18 protein-coding genes and 1 riboswitch are annotated in these 19,684 nt (G+C 34.1%); of the genes, 8 read left to right on the plus strand and 10 right to left on the minus strand.

What is annotated here, in order from left to right:
• Positions 1-4: 4 nt before the first annotated feature.
• Positions 5-236: riboswitch (cobalamin riboswitch) on the plus strand.
• 27 nt (positions 237-263) lie between these two features.
• Both GXM17_RS08780 and GXM17_RS08785 read left to right on the plus strand, forming a co-directional pair.
• Positions 264-2,117 carry a TonB-dependent receptor plug domain-containing protein gene (locus GXM17_RS08780; protein WP_163398958.1) on the plus strand — a complete coding sequence of 618 codons (1,854 nt, stop codon included), beginning with the start codon at positions 264-266 and terminating at the stop codon, positions 2,115-2,117.
• 4 nt (positions 2,118-2,121) lie between these two features.
• A complete protein-coding gene (locus GXM17_RS08785) occupies positions 2,122-3,174 on the plus strand; it encodes a YncE family protein (RefSeq protein WP_163398959.1) in 1,053 nt (350 codons plus the stop codon).
• A gap of 171 nt (positions 3,175-3,345) precedes the next feature.
• On the opposite strand, the gene GXM17_RS08790 is transcribed toward GXM17_RS08785, so the two are convergent.
• Positions 3,346-3,630: a GNAT family N-acetyltransferase gene (locus GXM17_RS08790; RefSeq protein ID WP_163399059.1), complete on the minus strand. Its 285-nt coding sequence runs from the start codon at positions 3,628-3,630 to the stop codon at positions 3,346-3,348.
• Positions 3,631-3,906: 276 nt separating this feature from the next.
• Between GXM17_RS08790 and GXM17_RS08795 the strand changes: the two genes are divergently transcribed.
• Positions 3,907-4,566: an alpha/beta hydrolase gene (locus GXM17_RS08795; RefSeq protein WP_163398960.1), complete on the plus strand. Its 660-nt coding sequence runs from the start codon at positions 3,907-3,909 to the stop codon at positions 4,564-4,566.
• A gap of 138 nt (positions 4,567-4,704) precedes the next feature.
• Here the strand turns inward: GXM17_RS08795 and GXM17_RS08800 are convergent, their stop codons facing one another.
• Positions 4,705-5,220, minus strand: a complete 516-nt coding sequence (locus tag GXM17_RS08800) for a DUF2892 domain-containing protein (RefSeq protein WP_163398961.1) — start codon at positions 5,218-5,220, stop codon at positions 4,705-4,707.
• A 168-nt stretch (positions 5,221-5,388) separates the two neighbouring features.
• Here GXM17_RS08800 and rpmH point away from each other — a divergent pair, with 168 nt between their 5' ends.
• Both rpmH and carB read left to right on the plus strand, forming a co-directional pair.
• Positions 5,389-5,550 carry a 50S ribosomal protein L34 gene (gene rpmH, locus GXM17_RS08805; RefSeq protein ID WP_008464848.1) on the plus strand — a complete coding sequence of 54 codons (162 nt, stop codon included), beginning with the start codon at positions 5,389-5,391 and terminating at the stop codon, positions 5,548-5,550.
• 143 nt (positions 5,551-5,693) lie between these two features.
• Positions 5,694-8,549, plus strand: a complete 2,856-nt coding sequence (carB, locus tag GXM17_RS08810; RefSeq protein ID WP_163398962.1) for a carbamoyl-phosphate synthase large subunit — start codon at positions 5,694-5,696, stop codon at positions 8,547-8,549.
• A gap of 322 nt (positions 8,550-8,871) precedes the next feature.
• Here the strand turns inward: carB and GXM17_RS08815 are convergent, their stop codons facing one another.
• The 4 genes from GXM17_RS08815 to GXM17_RS08830 are packed head-to-tail and all read right to left on the minus strand — an operon-like array spanning position 8,872 to position 10,911.
• On the minus strand, positions 8,872-9,408 hold the full coding sequence (locus tag GXM17_RS08815) for a DUF4252 domain-containing protein (protein WP_163398963.1): 537 nt from the start codon (positions 9,406-9,408) through the stop codon (positions 8,872-8,874).
• 1 nt (position 9,409) lies between these two features.
• Positions 9,410-9,937 carry a DUF4252 domain-containing protein gene (locus GXM17_RS08820; RefSeq protein ID WP_163398964.1) on the minus strand — a complete coding sequence of 176 codons (528 nt, stop codon included), beginning with the start codon at positions 9,935-9,937 and terminating at the stop codon, positions 9,410-9,412.
• A gap of 16 nt (positions 9,938-9,953) precedes the next feature.
• Entirely contained in the window at positions 9,954-10,415 is a 462-nt protein-coding gene (locus tag GXM17_RS08825) for a hypothetical protein (protein ID WP_163398965.1), read from the minus strand.
• On the minus strand, positions 10,402-10,911 hold the full coding sequence (locus GXM17_RS08830) for an RNA polymerase sigma factor (RefSeq protein ID WP_163398966.1): 510 nt from the start codon (positions 10,909-10,911) through the stop codon (positions 10,402-10,404). Before GXM17_RS08830 ends, GXM17_RS08825 begins: the two co-directional genes overlap by 14 nt.
• A 164-nt stretch (positions 10,912-11,075) precedes the next feature.
• Here GXM17_RS08830 and GXM17_RS08835 point away from each other — a divergent pair, with 164 nt between their 5' ends.
• Positions 11,076-12,533 carry a S41 family peptidase gene (locus GXM17_RS08835; RefSeq protein ID WP_163398967.1) on the plus strand — a complete coding sequence of 486 codons (1,458 nt, stop codon included), beginning with the start codon at positions 11,076-11,078 and terminating at the stop codon, positions 12,531-12,533.
• A gap of 85 nt (positions 12,534-12,618) precedes the next feature.
• Here the strand turns inward: GXM17_RS08835 and GXM17_RS08840 are convergent, their stop codons facing one another.
• From GXM17_RS08840 to GXM17_RS08855, 4 genes are all read right to left on the minus strand, one after another.
• Positions 12,619-14,253: an ABC-F family ATP-binding cassette domain-containing protein gene (locus GXM17_RS08840; protein WP_163398968.1), complete on the minus strand. Its 1,635-nt coding sequence runs from the start codon at positions 14,251-14,253 to the stop codon at positions 12,619-12,621.
• 234 nt (positions 14,254-14,487) lie between these two features.
• Complete coding sequence (locus tag GXM17_RS08845) at positions 14,488-15,951, minus strand: alanine/glycine:cation symporter family protein (RefSeq protein WP_163398969.1); 1,464 nt, start codon at positions 15,949-15,951, stop codon at positions 14,488-14,490.
• Positions 15,952-16,227: 276 nt separating this feature from the next.
• The gene (locus GXM17_RS08850; RefSeq protein ID WP_163398970.1) at positions 16,228-17,403 is read right to left on the minus strand and encodes a GlmU family protein; all 1,176 of its coding nucleotides are present in this window, start codon (positions 17,401-17,403) and stop codon (positions 16,228-16,230) included.
• Between the two features lie 279 nt (positions 17,404-17,682).
• On the minus strand, positions 17,683-17,937 hold the full coding sequence (locus tag GXM17_RS08855; protein ID WP_031456968.1) for a type B 50S ribosomal protein L31: 255 nt from the start codon (positions 17,935-17,937) through the stop codon (positions 17,683-17,685).
• 251 nt (positions 17,938-18,188) lie between these two features.
• Here GXM17_RS08855 and GXM17_RS08860 point away from each other — a divergent pair, with 251 nt between their 5' ends.
• Positions 18,189-18,719, plus strand: coding sequence for a DUF4199 domain-containing protein (locus GXM17_RS08860; protein WP_163398971.1), 531 nt, complete (start codon positions 18,189-18,191; stop codon positions 18,717-18,719).
• 7 nt (positions 18,720-18,726) lie between these two features.
• Positions 18,727-19,683, plus strand: a complete 957-nt coding sequence (locus tag GXM17_RS08865; RefSeq protein WP_163398972.1) for a glycosyltransferase family 2 protein — start codon at positions 18,727-18,729, stop codon at positions 19,681-19,683.
• Position 19,684: the final 1 nt, after the last annotated feature.

The raw sequence follows: 19,684 nt of genomic DNA on the forward strand, positions 1-19,684 counted from the left end.
CTTTATCTTTGCAGCCAATTAAGGTTGTGTTTTAATTACCAAAACACATTAAAAGGGAATCAAGTTACTGATTTTAAATTATTTAAAACCAAAAATCTTGAGCTGTACCCGCAACTGTAAGCTTAGTTCTTTAATAAGAATGCTTGTTGTTAGCTACAAAACCACTGTCATATTCATGATGGGAAGGTAAACAACAAGACGCAAGCCAGGAGACCTGCCTTATTAACAAATATCGAACTCTCGGGAAAAAGAGTGTAGAAATTATGATTTTTAAAAAACGATTTCCTTTTTGTTTTCTGCTTTTGTGCCAGATTATTTCGGCGCAGCATGATTCTATTACCAAATTAAAAGAGGTTTTAGTTTCTGATACCAATCTTAAAAAATACTCCAATTCACAATCGGTTTTAAAACTCAGTGATTCAATAATCAATAAAAACGAGACCTTATTAACCGATTTATTAAACTTCAATTCAACCCTTTATTTCAAGGAATATGGTCGTGGAATGCTTTCTACAGTTTCTTTCAGAGGAACAACTTCTTCTCAGACAGCTGTAATCTGGAACGGAATCAACATTAATTCTCAAATGAACGGAAGTACTGATTTTAACACAATTTCAGGCACTGATTATAATTCGGTAAGTATAAAAGCCGGAGGCGGAGGCGTAATTTATGGCAGTGGCGCTATTGGAGGAACAGTACATTTAAATAACGATTTGGACTTTGATAATCGTTTTGATAATAATTTAAAACTGGATTACGGAAGTTTTAATACAATTGGAGTTAATTACAAAACTAATATTTCAAACAAAAAATGGAGTGCGCAGATTGGGCTTTCAAACAACAGCTCTACAAATGATTACAAATACCTGAATAAATATACCTGGAAAGGAGAACAGCGCCGGAACCTCAATGGCGAATACAATATTTTTACAATGAGTGCCAATTTAGGTTACAAACTTAACGCTAAGAACATTCTAAAATTATACAGTCAAACATCCAGCACAGACCGAAATACTTCTTTAATTACAGAAAATGAAACTCCAAGTAAATACATCAATGGTTTCAATAGAAATTTATTAGAATATGATGGTAATTTTGGCAAACTCACGGCAAATCTCAAAACAGGATATATATTTGAAAACTACCAATATTACGCAGATAATTCAACAAACAATTACACTTACGGAAAAACAGAGAGCTTAATTACAAAGGCTGATTTTGGATATACTGTTTTTAAATCAACTCAGATAAACGCAATTGTTGATTATAATAAAACTACAGGAACCGGAACCGGTTTTGGAACCAATACACGGGAAATCAGTTCCGCATCTCTACTCATGAAACAAGATATTTCTGCCAATTGGAAAAATGAATTTGGTATTCGAAAAGAATTTACAGACAATTACAAATCACCTGTTTTATTTTCTTTAGGTTCCTCTTATCAATTTGGGCAGTTATATAATTTGAAATTGAATCTATCACGTAATTTCAGAATACCGACCTTTAATGACTTGTATTGGGAACCAGGGGGAAATCGGAATTTAAAACCTGAAAGTTCCTATCAGGCTGAAATTGGAAACGTATTCACATTCAGTACTATTACACTGACACAGACCTTTTATTACATTAAAATAAAAGATTTGCTACAATGGGTTCCGGGCAATAATGGCATTTGGACTCCGCAAAATACAGACAATGTAAGCAGTTACGGCGCAGAAACTTTGCTTGGATGGAAAAAGCAGTTTGGAAAAAATATTTTTGCCGCTAATGCTACCTATGCGCATACCATTTCTGAAAACATTGACACCAAAAAACAGCTCTTTTTTGTTCCCTTTGATAAAGCGACAGCTTCAGTTTCTTATTCAAGAAATAAAATTTCGGCTTATTATCAATTTTTATATAACGGATTTGTCTATACCAGAGCAGACAACGATCCTGATGAAATTATAAATGACTATATGATATCCAATATTGGAGTCGATTATGATTTTAAATTTTTAGACTCTTTTAAATTAGGCTTTCAGGTGTTGAACTTATTCAACGAAGTTTACGAAAGTCTCGAAAACAGACCTATGCCGGGTCGCAATTTTAATATGTATATAACCTTAAAATTTTAATATAATGAAATTTAGTAAATTGTTTTTAATAGCACTTAGTGCCACTCTATTCGTTTCGTGCTCAAACGATGATGACGATTCAAACGAACCTCAGGGAGCTTATGATAACGGTGTGTTCATTTTGAATGAAGGAAGTTCAGATCAGGGAACTGTTTCTTTTTTAAGTGAAGATTTCAGCGTTTTTACGAAAGATGTTTACACTGAAGCTAATAATGATGACTTACTTGGGAAATACGCACAAAATATTTTCTTTTATGAAGATAATGCTTATATCATTGCGGGAGGTTCAGACGTAATTAATGTGGTTAACAGATATACTTTTAAATTAGTTGATAAAATAGAAACAGGTCTTAAAAATCCAAGATATGGCGTCGTAAAAGACGGAAAAGCGTATGTTACCAACGCAAATTCTTATGCTGCCTGGCAAGCTCCAGCTGATGCCCCTGGTAATACTGACGATTACGTTGCTATTATTGACTTAAAAACCAATAAATACGAATCTAAAATTGATCTGAATGCAACTGGAAATCGTTTGGTTTTGGAAAATGATAAATTATATATTACTGAACCTGTGACAAGCACCAAATTATTAGTAATAAATATTATCTCCAAAAAACTGGAAGCACCAATCGAAATTGGCTCAAATGCCGATTGTATCGAAGAAGAAGATGGTTTTTTATACATTTTAAGAAGTCCTTACACAGACAGAAGCGAAATTGTAAAAGTGAAATTATCTGATAAATCGGTTTCTAAAATTACTTTCCCGGAGACTTTAGACGGAGCCGGTTTTATGGATATCGAAGATGATAAAGTTTATTACACTGTAGGAAGTTCAGTTTATGCAATTAATGCTAATGCTACTACAGCTTCAACCACTCCAATTGTTACTTCTCCTGCAGGTTATACATACGGATTTGCTGTAAATGACAACCGTATTTACATAGCTGACGGAGTTTTCACAAAAGACGGTTCAGCCTATGTTTATGATTTAAGCGGGAACTTACTAAAAGAATTAACAACAGGTGTAGGAACAAACGGTTTTTACTTTAATGACTAAAACTTAAAATGCCCTTTACCAACAAAATTGTAAGGGCATTTTAAAAAACATGAAATGATAAAAAAAATTACTTTTTACTTAATCACTTCATTTATAATTTGTTTTTTTTTTATAATTTGTTTTTTTAGGCTTCCTTAACGGAAGCCTTTTTTTATGCCATCAGAATAAACATTAAATTCTGATTCCAGGAGGAAGTAATTCCTTATATTTTGGATTTTTCCTGAAAAAAGTAGCCACTTTTGGATGAATGGGAACAACCCTGAACTTTTTCTCCGTACTCAATTCCATTATATTTTTGAGCATTGTGTCAATCATGGGCTGATTTTCAAAATTTTCAGGCGTATTGATTTTGGTCAGGAAAATCTTTTTTTCCTGAAATGAATACTCAACGCTTAATAAACCCTCAGCTACTGTGGCTTCAAATTGTCTTGCGAAAGTATTGTCTTTAATTTCCATTACGGCAGGTTCCATATTTATTGTTTTTGGGGTGAATAAAAAATATTAGAATGAATGTGAAATAATTCAGATAAAATCCTGTGACAAAATCATTATCTGTAAAGATTTGGATTGCAAAGATAATCATTTGATTTTCAATACAACACATTTTCTTTAGATAAAAAAATGATTAAGCTTTCACAGATTCATGATTTATCTGAATTAAGTTCCGGGAATTTGCCTTGCATATAAGTAAAAAGAGGTAATTTTATCATATAATTAAAAACTCTCTGGATAATGAGTAAGATTGCTGTTTATTTTATGCCCGGATTAGCTGCCAGTCCAACCATTTTTGAAAGAATTAAATTGGATGAAACCGTTTTTGAAACGTTACTGCTCGAATGGGAAATACCAAATCCAAAAGAGTCATTATCTGATTATGCACTTCGGATCACAAAAAAAATCAAACACGAAAATCCGGTTTTGATCGGCGTTTCTTTCGGGGGAATTTTAGTTCAGGAAATGGCCAGACATATCGACGCCCGAAAAGTGATCATTATTTCGAGTGTTAGAAGTAATGCAGAGTTTCCAAGAAGAATGAAAATCGGAAAAACTACAAAAGCTTATAAACTGATTCCGATGAAATTGATTTTGAATATTGAGAATCTTGCCAAATATTCTTTTTGGGAAAAAGTAAATAAACGTATTAAATTGTATGAGAAGTTTTTGGCTGTCCGTGATTTGAATTATTTGCAATGGGCAGTTGAGTCTGTCATTTTATGGAATCGAAATCAAATTGATGAAAAGGTAATTCATATTCATGGCGATCAGGATGATGTTTTCCCTATAAAATACATCAATAAATGCATTGTTGTAAAAGGCGGCACTCACATTATGATTCTAAACAAATACAAATGGCTGAATGAGAATTTGCCATCTATCATCCTAGAGGATTAAATTTCAATTTAAAAGCTCCAAATTCCAATTCTCTTCTACAAGTAAAATTAGGAGAAAAATCTAAAATAGAAAACAAAAAATCCCAAACTCCATATAAAATTGAAATTTGGGATTTAAAATATTGTAATTTTTGAGAATTTAGATTTTCTTCATTTGTTCCTTCATCATCGAAATCTGCTCTTTCAGCATTCCCTGCTTGTCTAACTTCTTTGCTTCATTTAGTAAATTAGTCGCTTCCAGTTTTCTTCTGCGTGACATGGCAACTCCGGCAAGGTTAAGTTTAGCAACAGCTAAATCCATATCCATAGATAAGCCTAATTCGATTGCTTTTTTGAAATGTTTCTCAGCCTGGTTGATATTAGTCTGGGACAACATAATTCCGTGCAGGTAATTGAAGTATCCTTGTTGTTTTCTTACTAGCGCAGCTTCAGGATTTTTGATATATGCCAGCCATTTTTTAGCCCCTTCAAAGTCTTGTTTTCTTAATTTAAGAAAAGCTAAAAGGATGAATTCATTTTTAAAGTATAAAAAAACCGGAATAGCAGTCAGCAAAATAAGGAAAATTCCATTCCCGATATTACTCTCTGTAAATTGCCAAATGCCAGCGACTACAAGAAGTCCGGCTAAAATAAGTTTAATATTTTTGTGAAACATAACAGGTATATATTTGTGACTGCAAATATAGTAAAATGAATTAAAAATATTTTTATTAAAGTACTTGCCAGAAAAAAAAGTCTTTGTATATTTGCACTCGGTTTTTGAATAACGATATCCAAAACCAAGAAAGAGTTAATTAGATACCATTTTTAAAGATACAAAGCAATGAGCAAAAGAACATTTCAACCATCGAAAAGAAAAAGAAGAAATAAGCACGGATTTATGGACAGAATGGCTTCTGCGAATGGAAGAAAAGTTCTAGCGCGTAGAAGAGCTAAAGGAAGACATAAATTAACTGTTTCTAGCGAACCTAGACACAAAAAATAATGTTTGTATAAACATACATAAGGCGATTACTTTTTTAGTATCGCCTTTTTTTATACCTTGTCGGTAAAATTTTCCCAACATTCTAGTTTATAGCACACTAGAATCGTTTTTAAAATCGTAAATAACTACACAATACATACAAAATGCCTAAAGACACATCAATAAAATCAGTTTTAATTATAGGTTCAGGACCTATTGTTATTGGCCAGGCTTGCGAATTCGATTATGCGGGATCTCAATCTGCACGCTCGATTCGTGAAGAAGGAATTGAAGTTATCTTGATCAACTCAAATCCAGCGACAATTATGACCGACCCCTCAATGGCCGATCATATTTATTTGAAACCATTAACTACAAAATCGATTATTGAAATTCTGAAGGAACATCCACAAATTGATGCTGTTTTACCAACAATGGGTGGTCAGACTGCTTTGAACTTGTGTCTGGAAGCAGATGAAAAAGGAATCTGGCAGGATTTTGGAGTAAAATTAATCGGTGTTGACGTTAACGCCATCAATATCACTGAGGACAGAGAACAGTTTAAACAGCTTTTACAAAAAATAAATGTACCAACAGCACCGGCAAAAACAGCTACTTCTTATTTAGAAGGAAAAGAAATTGCTCAGGAGTTTGGTTTTCCGCTTGTAATTCGTCCTTCGTTTACACTTGGAGGAACCGGAGCAGCTGTGGTTTACAAAAAAGAAGATTTTGATGAGCTTTTGACAAGAGGTCTTGAAGCTTCTCCAATTCATGAAGTTTTGATTGACAAAGCTTTGATGGGATGGAAAGAATACGAATTAGAACTTTTAAGAGATAAAAATGATAACGTTGTAATTATCTGTTCTATCGAAAATATGGATCCAATGGGAATCCATACCGGAGATTCGATTACAGTTGCGCCGGCGATGACATTATCAGATACAACTTTCCAAAAATTACGTGACTACGCTATATTAATGATGAGAAGTATCGGAAACTTTGCGGGAGGATGTAACGTACAATTCGCAGTTTCGCCAGACGAAAAAGAAGATATCGTGGCAATCGAGATCAACCCTCGTGTATCCCGTTCATCTGCTTTAGCATCAAAAGCAACCGGATATCCAATTGCTAAAATTGCTTCTAAACTGGCTTTAGGATATAACTTAGATGAATTACAAAACCAAATTACTAAATCTACTTCGGCTCTTTTTGAACCAACTTTAGATTATGTAATCGTAAAAATACCACGCTGGAACTTTGATAAATTTGAAGGTTCAGACAGAACTTTAGGACTTCAGATGAAATCTGTAGGTGAAGTTATGGGAATCGGACGTTCTTTCCAGGAGGCTCTTCACAAAGCAACTCAGTCTTTAGAGATTAAGAGAAATGGTTTAGGCGCTGACGGAAAAGGATACAAAGATTACGAATTGATTATCGATAAACTGACTTACGCAAGCTGGGATCGTGTTTTTGTAATCTACGATGCAATTGCTATGGGAATTCCGTTGAGCACCATTCACGAAATTACAAGAATCGATATGTGGTTCTTAAAACAATACGAAGATCTTTATATTTTAGAAAAAGAGATCTCAAACTACAAAGTTGCCGATCTTCCTAAAGAACTATTGCTTGAAGCAAAACAAAAAGGATTTGCCGACAGACAATTAGCACACATGATGAATTGTTTAGAAAGTGAAGTTCACACTTTACGTATGGAGCAAAAAATCAACCGTGTGTTTAAATTGGTTGACACCTGTGCGGCTGAATTTAAAGCTCAGACTCCTTACTACTACTCTACTTTTGAAGCTGAAATCGAGAAAGCAAACGGAGAGCGTTTTGTAGATAACGAAAGCATTGTAACAGAGAAAAAGAAAGTAATTGTTTTAGGTTCAGGACCAAACAGAATCGGGCAGGGAATCGAGTTTGATTACTCTTGTGTACACGGCGTTTTGGCCGCTAAAGAATGTGGTTACGAAACAATAATGATCAACTGTAATCCTGAAACAGTTTCTACAGACTTTGATACGGCTGATAAATTATACTTCGAACCGGTTTTCTGGGAACATATTTATGATATCATCCAACATGAAAAACCAGAAGGTGTTATTGTACAGTTAGGTGGTCAGACTGCTTTGAAATTAGCTGAAAAACTTTCTAAATATGGTGTAAAAATCATCGGAACAAGTTTTGATGCGCTTGATTTAGCAGAAGACAGAGGACGTTTCTCTGACTTGTTAACGGAATTACACATTCCTTTCCCAAGATTCGGAATCGCTGAAACGGCTGATGAAGCTTCAAAATTAGCTGATAGTTTAGATTTTCCGCTTTTAATTCGTCCTTCTTATGTATTAGGAGGTCAGGGAATGAAGATTGTAATCAACAAAAAAGAATTAGAAGAACACGTAATCGATTTGTTGAAAGCAATTCCGGGAAATAAATTATTATTAGATCACTACCTAGCCGGTGCAATCGAAGCCGAAGCGGATGCAATTTGTGATGCTGATGGAAATGTTTACATCATCGGGATTATGGAGCACATCGAGCCTTGCGGAGTTCACTCCGGAGACAGTAATGCCACATTGCCTCCTTTCAACTTAGGAGAATTTGTAATGCAGCAAATTAAAGATCACACGCATAAAATTGCGAGAGCTTTAAAAACGGTTGGATTAATCAATATTCAGTTTGCGATTAAAGATGATACGGTTTACATCATCGAGGCAAACCCAAGAGCTTCAAGAACAGTTCCGTTCATTGCGAAAGCTTACGGAGAACCGTATGTAAACTACGCTACAAAAGTAATGTTAGGCCATAATAAAGTAACTGATTTTGATTTCAACCCGCAATTAAACGGTTATGCGATCAAACAGCCGGTTTTCTCTTTCAGCAAATTCCCGAATGTAAACAAAGCATTAGGACCAGAAATGAAATCAACAGGAGAAAGCATCTTGTTTATTGATGACTTAAAAGACGATCAGTTCTACGAATTGTACTCCAGAAGAAAAATGTATTTGAGTAAATAAGCTCAGATCCTATTATAAAAGAAAAGCCCCAATGTGAAAAATTGGGGCTTTTTGTTTGATATATATTTTGCGCATAAGGCGCACAGCTGTGCATCTCTACGATATACTTTGTGTAATTTTGATTTTCTAATAATAAACATATTCATCCAAATTTTCTGTAGAGGCGCACAGCAGTGCGTCTACGTCCAGTATTCAAGATCGTTTTTTAGCTTTGCGCATAAGACGCACTGCTGTGCGCCTCTACAATATGATTTGCAAAAAGGACGAAAAAAAAGCTCCAAATAATTTTGGAACTTTTTCTGATTATAAGTAAGATTGATGATTATTTAATCAATTCCTGCAAAGGTTTTAACTGTTCCATATCAATGTTTGATTCTTTCAATACCGACATCAAAGTCATAACATTATTCGGGTTCATGTTTTTTCCTAAAACACGAACGACTGCAAATCCATTTTCTTTTCTGTTGGCAAAAATCACAAATTCTTCAATATTTTCATCAGTACCAACAAAACTGACAGAAGCGCCATCCTTCCCGGAGCCCACCTTCATTAATTCCTGATATTTTGGATTTTTCAAAATAGCTTTTACTTTTGCCCTTTCTGCTTCAAATTGCACTTGATTTTTATCATTTGCCCTGAAAGCCAGAATATTCATTTTATCAAAAGAATTTAAAGCTTCGCTTTGTTCTGCTGATAATTTTGCTTTATCAACATTTAAAATACCGGGCGAGATATCGAGCGCAATAAAATCTTTATTCTCTGTATTCTCTACAAAATATTTTTGCAGTGAAGGCTCGGAATTACAACTTACTAAAGTTAGCAACACCAAAATGACTGAAGTAAAAACATTGGCTTTCATACTATTTTTTACCTTTTGAAGCCTTTTTTAAATCTGATCCACCCGGAAGCTGCATTTTGTCTGTCAGTACGGATATTTCATTTAAATCGAAGTTCCCCGTTAAAGACAACAGAACAGTATCTTCATTTTTCGCACCATCAATAAACATAAATAATTCTTTTATCTTAGTGTCACTGGCACCGGACTTAACGTAGATTTTTACATTTTTACCACTATCATTGATACGCATCAGCTCTTCTAAACTGGCAGTCCTGATGTATTTATCAGCAGAGAGTTTCATGTCGGCTTCAATTTTTGGGTTTTTGGTAGTAAACACTTTCAAATTATCCAGCTTTTTAATCAGATTCATGTATTGCTGGGTTTCTTTATCAGAAGCATCTACTTTAACCTTACTCATTATGTCAAACATTTTTTTATTTACTATCACAGATGTTACATCGTCCTGACCATCAAATTTATCAAACGCATTTTGTGCATAAAAAGCATGAGTGAAAAAGGCTAAAATTACTGTTAGGATGAAATTTTTCATATTCTATAAATTAAGTTTATTGTTTAAAAATTTTATTTTTAGATTGTTCGTATTCTTTAATATAGTGCACACTTTCAATACCTACATTAACATTGTTTGATAATAAAGCCAAAGCTTTTTGTGTTGCTTTTAAAGCTTCTTCGGGATCATCGTAAGTTCCTAATTCTTTTTGCGAAGCTACTACAGCTGCATTATTTTGTTCGCTAACCAAAAAGTAAGTTCCTATTCCCAGTAAAAGAACAGCTGATGCCGCAATCGATAACCACCCTACTTTAAGTCTCTTAGATTGTAGTGGAACCTCATACGTTGATTTCTGTTCTTTTACCTGAGAGAAATAACCAAAAACTGGTTTATATTGCTCCAAATGCTGCGCAACATCTGACGAAGAAAAGTATTTTCTTAATTCATTTTCTTCAGCAATAGTAGTTTCTCCCTGAAAGTATTTTTCTAATATATTTTCTATTTTATCTAATTCCATAATTGTGTGCATTAAGCATTGATTCTCTAATTTTTTTTCTTGCTCTTGAAAGCGCAACCCTAATAGCCGTTTCATTCATGTTGACAATTTTTGCAATTTCTTCAAATTCATATTGCTCAACATCCCGTAGCTGAATTAATATCTGTAATTGTTCCGGTAATTGACCGATTATTTTTTCTACCCACTCGAGACTATCAGTATCTTCTATTTTTTTATCTAACTGAGGCTGTCGGTCCGTAAAATTATTATGTACGATTTTAAGATTATCTGCTCTTTTGGACTTTAACTGATCCAGACAATAATTTTTTGTCATTGTCATCGCCATCGCTTCGATACTATTATAGGCATGCAAACTGTCTTTTTTGTTCCATAGTTTAACCATTACTTCCTGAGTTGCATCTTCAGCTTCTTCAGTGCTTGTTAATAATCTTTTCGCCAGACGAAAAACTTTGTCTTTAAAAGGATTTATCAATTCTATAAACACATTTTGGTTCATAAATTACATGGTTATTCGTTAGCTTATATAGTCAAGACGAAAGATTATTATTTTTGTTACAAAGAAAAGTTTAAAATAAATATTGTAAAAAAATCTGCACATTTGTAATAGTTAAAACTAAAGATACTATTTTTACGTTTATACTATATTGAAACCCCTATTTTATGAAAACAACAATAAGAAGTCTCGTTTATTTTTTTCTAATTGCATTTAGCCTGCAATCTTGTGATGATAAGGATGATGTTGCCACCCCGAAAGATTTACAAATAAATAATTTTATCTGGAAAGGACTGAATAAAGTCTATTTATGGCAGGCCGATGTTCCAAATTTAGCTGACAACCGTTTTGCCAGTCAGGAAGATTTAGACTCTTTTTTGGAAGGATATTCAAAACCGGAAGATTTATTTAAGGATTTATTGAACAAGCCAGTGAGCAAATACCCTAATGGTGCCATAGATCGTTTTAGCTGGATTGTTGATGACTATACTGTTTTAGAACAGGAATTAAGCGGAATTACAAAAAATTCAGGTATTGATTTCAAATTAAGTTATATACAAGAAGGATCAGACAATTTGGTAGGATACATTCGTTATATAATCCCTAATTCAGACGCTTCAAAAAAGGACATAAAACGCGGGGATTTGTTTACAAAGGTGAACGGTACTCAACTTACAGTTTCAAATTATGAAAAACTGCTACTAACATCAAACAGCTATACTCTGAGTTTGGCTGTAATTAATAACAACAGTCTTGTTGAAACTGGAAAATCAGTCTCACTTACCAAAACTACTTTAGAAGAAAATCCAATATTAATCAACAAGATAATATCATCCGGAAGCCATAAAATAGGTTATTTAATGTATAATGGCTTCTATAATGAATATGACAATGCTTTGAATCAGGCTTTCGCTCAATTAAAATCAGGTGGCGTTACAGATCTGGTTCTGGATTTAAGATATAATGGCGGAGGAGTCGTTCATTCATCAACTTTGCTGGCAAGTATGATTACAGGTCAATTTAAAGGAGAAATATTCTCTCAAAGACAATTTAACCCAAAACAAATGGCACTTATGGATGATGAGGATTTAGAATCATTGAAGGAAAGATTTACTGACAAAACAAATTCAGGAACAGCATTAAACAGTTTAAATTTAAACACAGTATATATTATAACAACAGACAATACGGCTTCTGCCAGCGAATTGGTCATAAACGGATTAAAACCATACATCAATGTAGTTCAAATTGGAGGAACAACTGTAGGTAAAAATGTTGGATCTAATACCATTTACGACTCACCTTCTTTATTGTCTAAAGCGCAGATAAATCCTACTCATAAATATGCGATGCAGCCCCTGACTTTTAAAATCACAAATAAGGATAATTTTGGAGATTACACAGGAGGATTAACCCCCACTTTTACACTAGAAGAAAGAGTTAGTAGTTACGGCATTTTAGGAGATCCGTCTGAACAACTACTGAACCTTGCTATTTCTAAAATTACAGGTTCAGCTGCAAAAAGGATCCAAGTTGACAAAGGACCCGTTTTTCCTTCTTTTACAGACTCAAAATCAATGCGTCGTTTTGGAAAAGAAATGTATGTAGAAAACAATATTAAATAATTCCCAAAACACTAAAACAGCAAAAATAAAATGCCCCAAAAGTTAAATACTATTGGGGCACTTTTTATTTTAAAAGAAACACTTACTACTTCTCAATTTCTCTCATAGAATCCATTTTTTTATGTGCTAAGAAACCTGCCACATCTTCAAAATGCTCTTTTACTCTTTTATTTCCGAACTCAAAAACTTTGGTTGCCAATCCGTCAAGGAAATCACGGTCGTGAGAAACGAGAATCAAAGTTCCGTCGAAATCACGGAGTGCATCTTTGATAATATCTTTAGTCTTCATGTCAAGGTGATTCGAAGGTTCATCCAGAATCAACAAGTTTACTGGCTCCAATAACAATTTTATCATTGCCAGACGGGTTTTTTCACCCCCTGAAAGCACTTTTACTTTTTTGGTAATATCATCTCCCTGAAACATAAATGCTCCCAGGATATTTTTAATTTGAGTACGAATATCGCCAACCGCAATAGCATCAATAGTTTCGAAAATAGTAGCATTTTCATCTAATAATGAAGCTTGATTTTGAGCAAAATAGCCAATTTGAGCATTATGACCAATTTCAACGCTTCCGGAATCAATACCGATTTCTTTCATAATTGCTTTGATCATGGTAGATTTTCCTTCTCCATTTTTTCCAACAAAAGCTACTTTCTGACCACGCTCGATTACAATATTGGCATCTTTAAAAACAACATGATCTCCGTAAGCTTTAGACATATCTTTTACAATAACAGGATATTGACCAGAACGCGCTGCCGGTGGAAACTTTAATCGAAGTGCTGAAGTATCTACCTCATCAACCTGAACAATCTCTAACTTCTCTAACATTTTTACACGAGATTGCACTGCATCTGTTTTAGAAAAAGTTCCTTTAAAACGCTCAATAAAAGCTCTGTTGTCTGCAATCATCTTTTGCTGTTCATCGTATGCTTTTTGCTGGTGAATACGACGATCTTTTCTAAGTTCTAAATAATGAGAATATTTAGCTTTGTAATCGTAGATTCTTCCCATGGTAACTTCGATCGTTCTGTTTGTAATATTATCGACAAACGCTCTGTCATGCGAGATTACAACAACTGCTTTCGCTGAAGTTAACAAAAACTCTTCTAACCACTGAATACTCTCAATATCCATGTGGTTGGTTGGCTCATCCAGCAGAATCAAATCCGGTTTTTGAAGAAGTATTTTAGCCAGTTCAATACGCATTCTCCATCCTCCTGAAAATTCAGAAGTCTGGCGTGTAAAATCTTCACGTTCAAAACCAAGACCCACTAAAATCTTTTCAACTTCTGCTTCGTAATTTACTTCTTCAATAGCATAATATTTCTCGCTTAAATCCGAAACTCTTTCGATCAGTTTCATATACGCATCACTTTCATAATCAGTACGAACGGTTAATTGTTCGTTGATTTCATCAATTTCGGCTTTCATTTTAAAAATCTCACCAAAAGCTTTAGAAGCTTCTTCCATTACAGTCGAACCATCTTTAGTCAATAAATGCTGGGGCAAATAGGCTACGACTGCATCTTTTGGAGTTGAGATACTTCCGGTAGAAGGTTTGCTTTGACCTGCAATTATTTTTAGAAGTGTCGATTTTCCCGCACCATTTTTACCCATAAGGGCTATTTTATCATTTTCATTGATAGCAAAAGAAACATCGCTAAATAATGTAGTCCCACCAAACTGAACCGAAATATCGTTAACTGTAATCATTTTAGATCTTTAGATTTTATACTGCTTAGATGATTCGTTATCTGAGCAAGTGTTTTTTTTTGAAGGTGCAAAGATAGTTTTAATTAAAGAATGTGCCAATTAGATAACTGGATAATTTTTACACTTTGAAAAGATGATAATCAGCATCATAACACCAAAAACTTTAAAAACATAAAACCCGATAAGCCATAAAACTCATCGGGGTTTTTCAAAATTATTTCGTTTACAGACTTCCTAATTCTTTATACTTTCATTACTAACTTCATCCCAGACTGGATTATTAACCCCAATATCTTTTGGGTTAAATTTTGGATCTTTACCTTCTTTTTGTTGCCTTTCATAATCTTTCAGAGCTGCTAAAGCTGGTTTTTGCAAAATTAAAATCGCAATAATATTAAACCAGGCCATTAAACCAACACCTAAATCTCCAATATCCCATGCTAGTTTTGCCGTGTTAACACTTCCGTAAATGATAATAACAACCATAACCACTCTTAAAATCTGATTAGCAACATTAGATTTTAACTTTCTTGTTAGATACGAAACATTTGTTTCGGCAATATAATAATAAGCTATGATGGTAGTAAAAGCAAAGAAAAACAACGCAATTGCCACAAAATAAGAACCAAATCCCGGAAAAACAGTATCCATAGCACTTTGTGTATAACCTGCACCAGGACTAACACCAGAAAGACCACTGTATAAAAACTCAGAAGCTCCTGCAGCACCAAAAGCTGGATTTTGTACATTATAAGTTCCTGTTATCAAAATCATAAATCCCGTAGCAGAACAAACCAAAAGCGTATCGATGTAAACCGAAAATGCCTGTACCAAACCTTGTTTTGTAGGATGCGAAACATTGGCAGCAGCAGCAATATGAGGTGCAGAACCTTGTCCTGCTTCGTTAGAATAAATCCCTCTTTTTACTCCCCACTGAATGGCTAAACCGAAAACAGCACCAAAACCAGCCTCTTGATTAAAAGCACTTTTGAAAATTAATGAAATAATTTCCGGTAATTTATCAAAATCAAGTGCAACAATAATAATAGATCCAAGAATATAACCTGCTGCCATAAAAGGAACAATTAATTCTGTGAATTTAGCAATACGTTTTACTCCACCAAAAACAATTGCAGCAAAAATTACCGCTAAAGCTCCACCAGTAATCCAGGTATTCAAATTAAAAGCTGTATGAAACCCCTCGGCAACAGAATTAGCTTGTACTCCAGGTAACAAAACCCCCATTGCCAGAACAGCTACAATAGCAAAAGCTGTTGCAAACCATTTTACCCCTAAGCCACTTTCTATATAAAATGATGGCCCTCCACGAAGTAATCCTTTATCTTTTTCTTTATAAATCTGAGCCAAAGTAGCCTCAACAAATGCTGTACTTGCTCCTAAAAACGCGACCATCCACATCCAAAACATTGCACCCGGACCACCAAAAGCAATTGCAGTTGCGACTCCCGCAATATTTCCTGTACCTACTCTTCCTGCCAAAGACATTGACAAGGCCTGAAAAGAAGACACTCCTGAATCTGAACTTTCTCCGTCAAATAATAAGCGAAACATTTCTTTGAAATGGCGAACCTGCAAAAAACGAGTCCTTAGTGAAAAATACAATCCTGAACCTAAACACAATGCTATCAATGCATTACTCCACACAATCTCATTTAATGAGGCAACAATTTCTCCCATAAGGTTTATCAGTTTTTTTAAATTATTAAAAATGCAATAAAATCTTTCAAAAATGAAAAATACGGGGTAAAACTATAAAATCAAATGAATAAAAACTAATTCAATTCTACTATAAAGGAAAAAAAACAGTACATTTATCAATAACATCCCCTGTAAAAAGACAACCCTTAACAAATAAACTATTCCTTTTTTTTTAAAACACCCATAAAAAAACAGAGTATCAATGAAAAAGCCTTCCAAATAGGGAAAGCTTTTCAAATTAGTCTAAAATATTTATTACTCTTTTCTCCATTTTTTTGACTCTTCAAAAACATGCAATAAAATAGCTTCTTCTTTTTCATCAAAATCAACATTTCTTCGGCTCATCACTAATTTTGCTGTTTCGAAAGCTTTCTTAGTTACATAAGTAGTAAAGCCCGCTGCACCGCCCCATGAAAAACTTGGAACAAAATTGCGGGGAAAACCCGATCCAAAAATATTAGCACTCACGCCTACTACCGTGCCTGTATTAAACATCGTATTAATCCCACATTTACTGTGATCCCCCATCATTAAACCACAAAACTGAAGTCCTGTTTTAGCAAACCCTTCTGTTTCGTAGCTCCACAACTTCACTTCCTCATAATTATTTTTAAGGTTCGAATTATTACTATCAGCACCAATATTACACCATTCACCCAAAACAGAATCTCCTAAAAACCCATCATGCCCCTTATTTGAATTAGCAAAAAGAACAGCATTCTTAACTTCCCCGCCTATTCTGGATCCCGGCCCAACTGTTGTGGCTCCATATACTTTTGAATTAAGTTTTACTTGTGCATTTTCGCATAAAGCAAATGGACCGCGAATCACGGTTCCTTCCATAATTTCGGTATTCTTACCTATATATATAGGTCCGGTTGAAGCATTTAAGGTAACAAACTCCAGTTTTGCCCCTTCTTCAATAAAAATATTTTCAGGAGAAATAACATTTACACTTTTTGGAATTGGCTGTGATTTTCGATCTTCTGTCAAATATTCAAAATCAGCACGAATGGCAACATCATTTTTGGAGAAAATATCCCAGGTATGTTCAACTGTTAGACAATCATCGTTGTAGTGAATAATTTCATACGAATCAAAATCCACTTCATCCTGATTTTCAGTTGTAAAAAAAGCTATTACATCGTCCCCTTTAAATATAGCCTGATTTTCCTTTAAGTCAGAAATCATTTCAACAAGCGAGTTATTTGGCAGATACGCAGCATTTATCATAACATTTTCCTCCATCTCCACCATCGGAAATTTTTCTGATAAATATTCCTCCGTAATTGTAGTAATCGTAGAACCTAAACGTGCTTCCCATTTTTGACGAATCGTCATGATTCCGATTAAAATATCAGCCACGGGTCTTGTAAAAGTAAAAGGTAATAAAGCATTTCGAACGGGACCGTCAAAAAGAATGTAGTTCATAAATAATAAATTTGGTACTTGTTAAAATCCTGATTTGGTTATCAGGTTCAAAGTTACAAATATTTTATTTGTGTCATTTATGCTGTGGCGGATATAGACTTTTTTTACCGCAAAGTCCGCAAAGTTTTTCTAATGCAAAGTGTTGAAAAAACGCAAAAGTTCGCAAAGCTTTATAAAACTTTGCGAGCCTTGCATAAATCTTAGCGTTTTTAGCGGTTAAATCTTCACATAAAAAAAGCCTCCCAAACTGGAAGGCTTTCTATAAAATAAAAACAGCTATTATTTTTTAGCGTGTTTTGCGTATTTAGTTTTGAACTTGTCGATACGTCCTGCAGTATCAATAAGTTTAGATTTACCAGTATAAAAAGGGTGAGATGTTCTGGAAATCTCCATTTTTACAACTGGATACTCAACTCCGTCAACTTCAATTGTTTCTCTTGTATCTGCAGTAGATTTAGTGATAAAAACATCATCATTTGACATGTCTTTAAATGCAACTAATCTGTAATTTTCCGGGTGGATTCCTTTTTTCATCTTTTTCTTTTATTTATTGTTTCAGAGTATTTTTATTTTGAAGCTTTTTCATGGTTAGAAAAAGGTATAAACAAAGGACACTCTTTTTTGTTTAAAAATTTAATTATTTTTGAGTGTGCAAATTTACAATTCTTTTTTAATAAACAAATACTTAAACTGCTTTTTTTTAGTTAATTTCAAAAAGCTTTTTTTACATTCGATTATAGTGGGAATTGCTATATTTGTGGATTAATTTTAAAACATATAGAAATATGATTAATGAAGTTATAAAGAAGAATGGTATTACTTACGGTGTAATGATTGGAATTGCATCTGCATTAATTACGGCTACAATATATGCAATTGATTTAAACTTATTTACTGAATGGTGGATGGGATTATTAGGTATCGTTATAAGTCTGACGATTTCTATCATTTTACTTTCCAAAACCAAGAAAGAATTAAACGGAGTTTTTCCTTTTAAAGATGCTTTCACTACTTATTTTATAGCAGCAGTAATCGGAATTCTGATCTCTACTACTTTCAATATTGTTCTCTTTAATGTTATCGATCCCTCAGCAAAAGATACTTTAAGCGAATTAATGATCAAATATACTGTAAACATGATGCAGAAATTTGGGTCTCCCGCTTCTGTCATTAACGAAACTATTGAAAAAATGAAACTAAGCAATCCTTATTCAACTATAGAATTACTAAAAGGATCTGTTTTTGCGATAGTAATCAGCGCCGTTTTCGGATTAATTTTCGCCGCATTTTTTAAAAGCAAAACTACACAAGAATAAAAAATAAATGAATTTATCTATACTTATACCGCTTCTAAACGAAGAAGAATCACTACAAGAACTCTATTCGTGGATTATTAAAGTGATGCAATCCAACAATTACTCTTATGAAATCATTTTTGTGGATGACGGTAGTACAGATAATTCATGGAATATTATTGAAAGCTTTTCTAACGAAAATCCGAATGTAAAAGGGATTCGTTTCATGAAAAACTTTGGAAAATCACAGGCCTTACACGCTGGTTTTGCCAAAGCACAGGGCGATGTAATCATTACAATGGACGCCGATTTACAGGACAGTCCTGATGAAATTCCGGGATTGTACGAAATGATTACAGCGCAGAAATATGATTTAGTTTCAGGCTGGAAAAAGAAACGTTATGACTCGGTTATGGCAAAAAACCTGCCTTCGAAATTATTTAACTGGGCTGCCAGGAAGACTTCGGGGGTTAAACTAAATGATTTTAATTGTGGTTTAAAAGCCTATAAAAACGTTGTTGTAAAAAACATTGAAGTTTCAGGCGAAATGCACCGATATATTCCGGTTTTGGCCAAAAATGCCGGGTTTGGAAAAATTGGTGAAAAGGTAGTGATACACCAGGCCAGAAAATATGGCGAAACCAAATTTGGAATGGAACGTTTTATTAACGGATTCCTTGATTTAATTACGATTTGGTTTTTATCACGATTCGGAAAAAGACCGATGCACTTATTTGGTGCCATTGGTTCTTTTATGTTTATCATTGGATTTTTGGCTGCTGGCTACATTGGTGTTTCAAAACTATACCATATGTACACCGGAATGAAATATAGCCTGGTTACAAACAATCCGTGGTTTTACATTGCCCTTACCACAATGATTTTGGGGACACAGCTTTTTTTGGCCGGATTTTTAGGCGAAATTATTTTGCGCACTAAAAGCAACGAAGCCCGATATAAAGTCGCACGGGAGGTTAATTTTTAAC

Source organism: Flavobacterium fluviatile (assembly GCF_010645065.1).
Taxonomy (GTDB): domain Bacteria; phylum Bacteroidota; class Bacteroidia; order Flavobacteriales; family Flavobacteriaceae; genus Flavobacterium; species Flavobacterium fluviatile.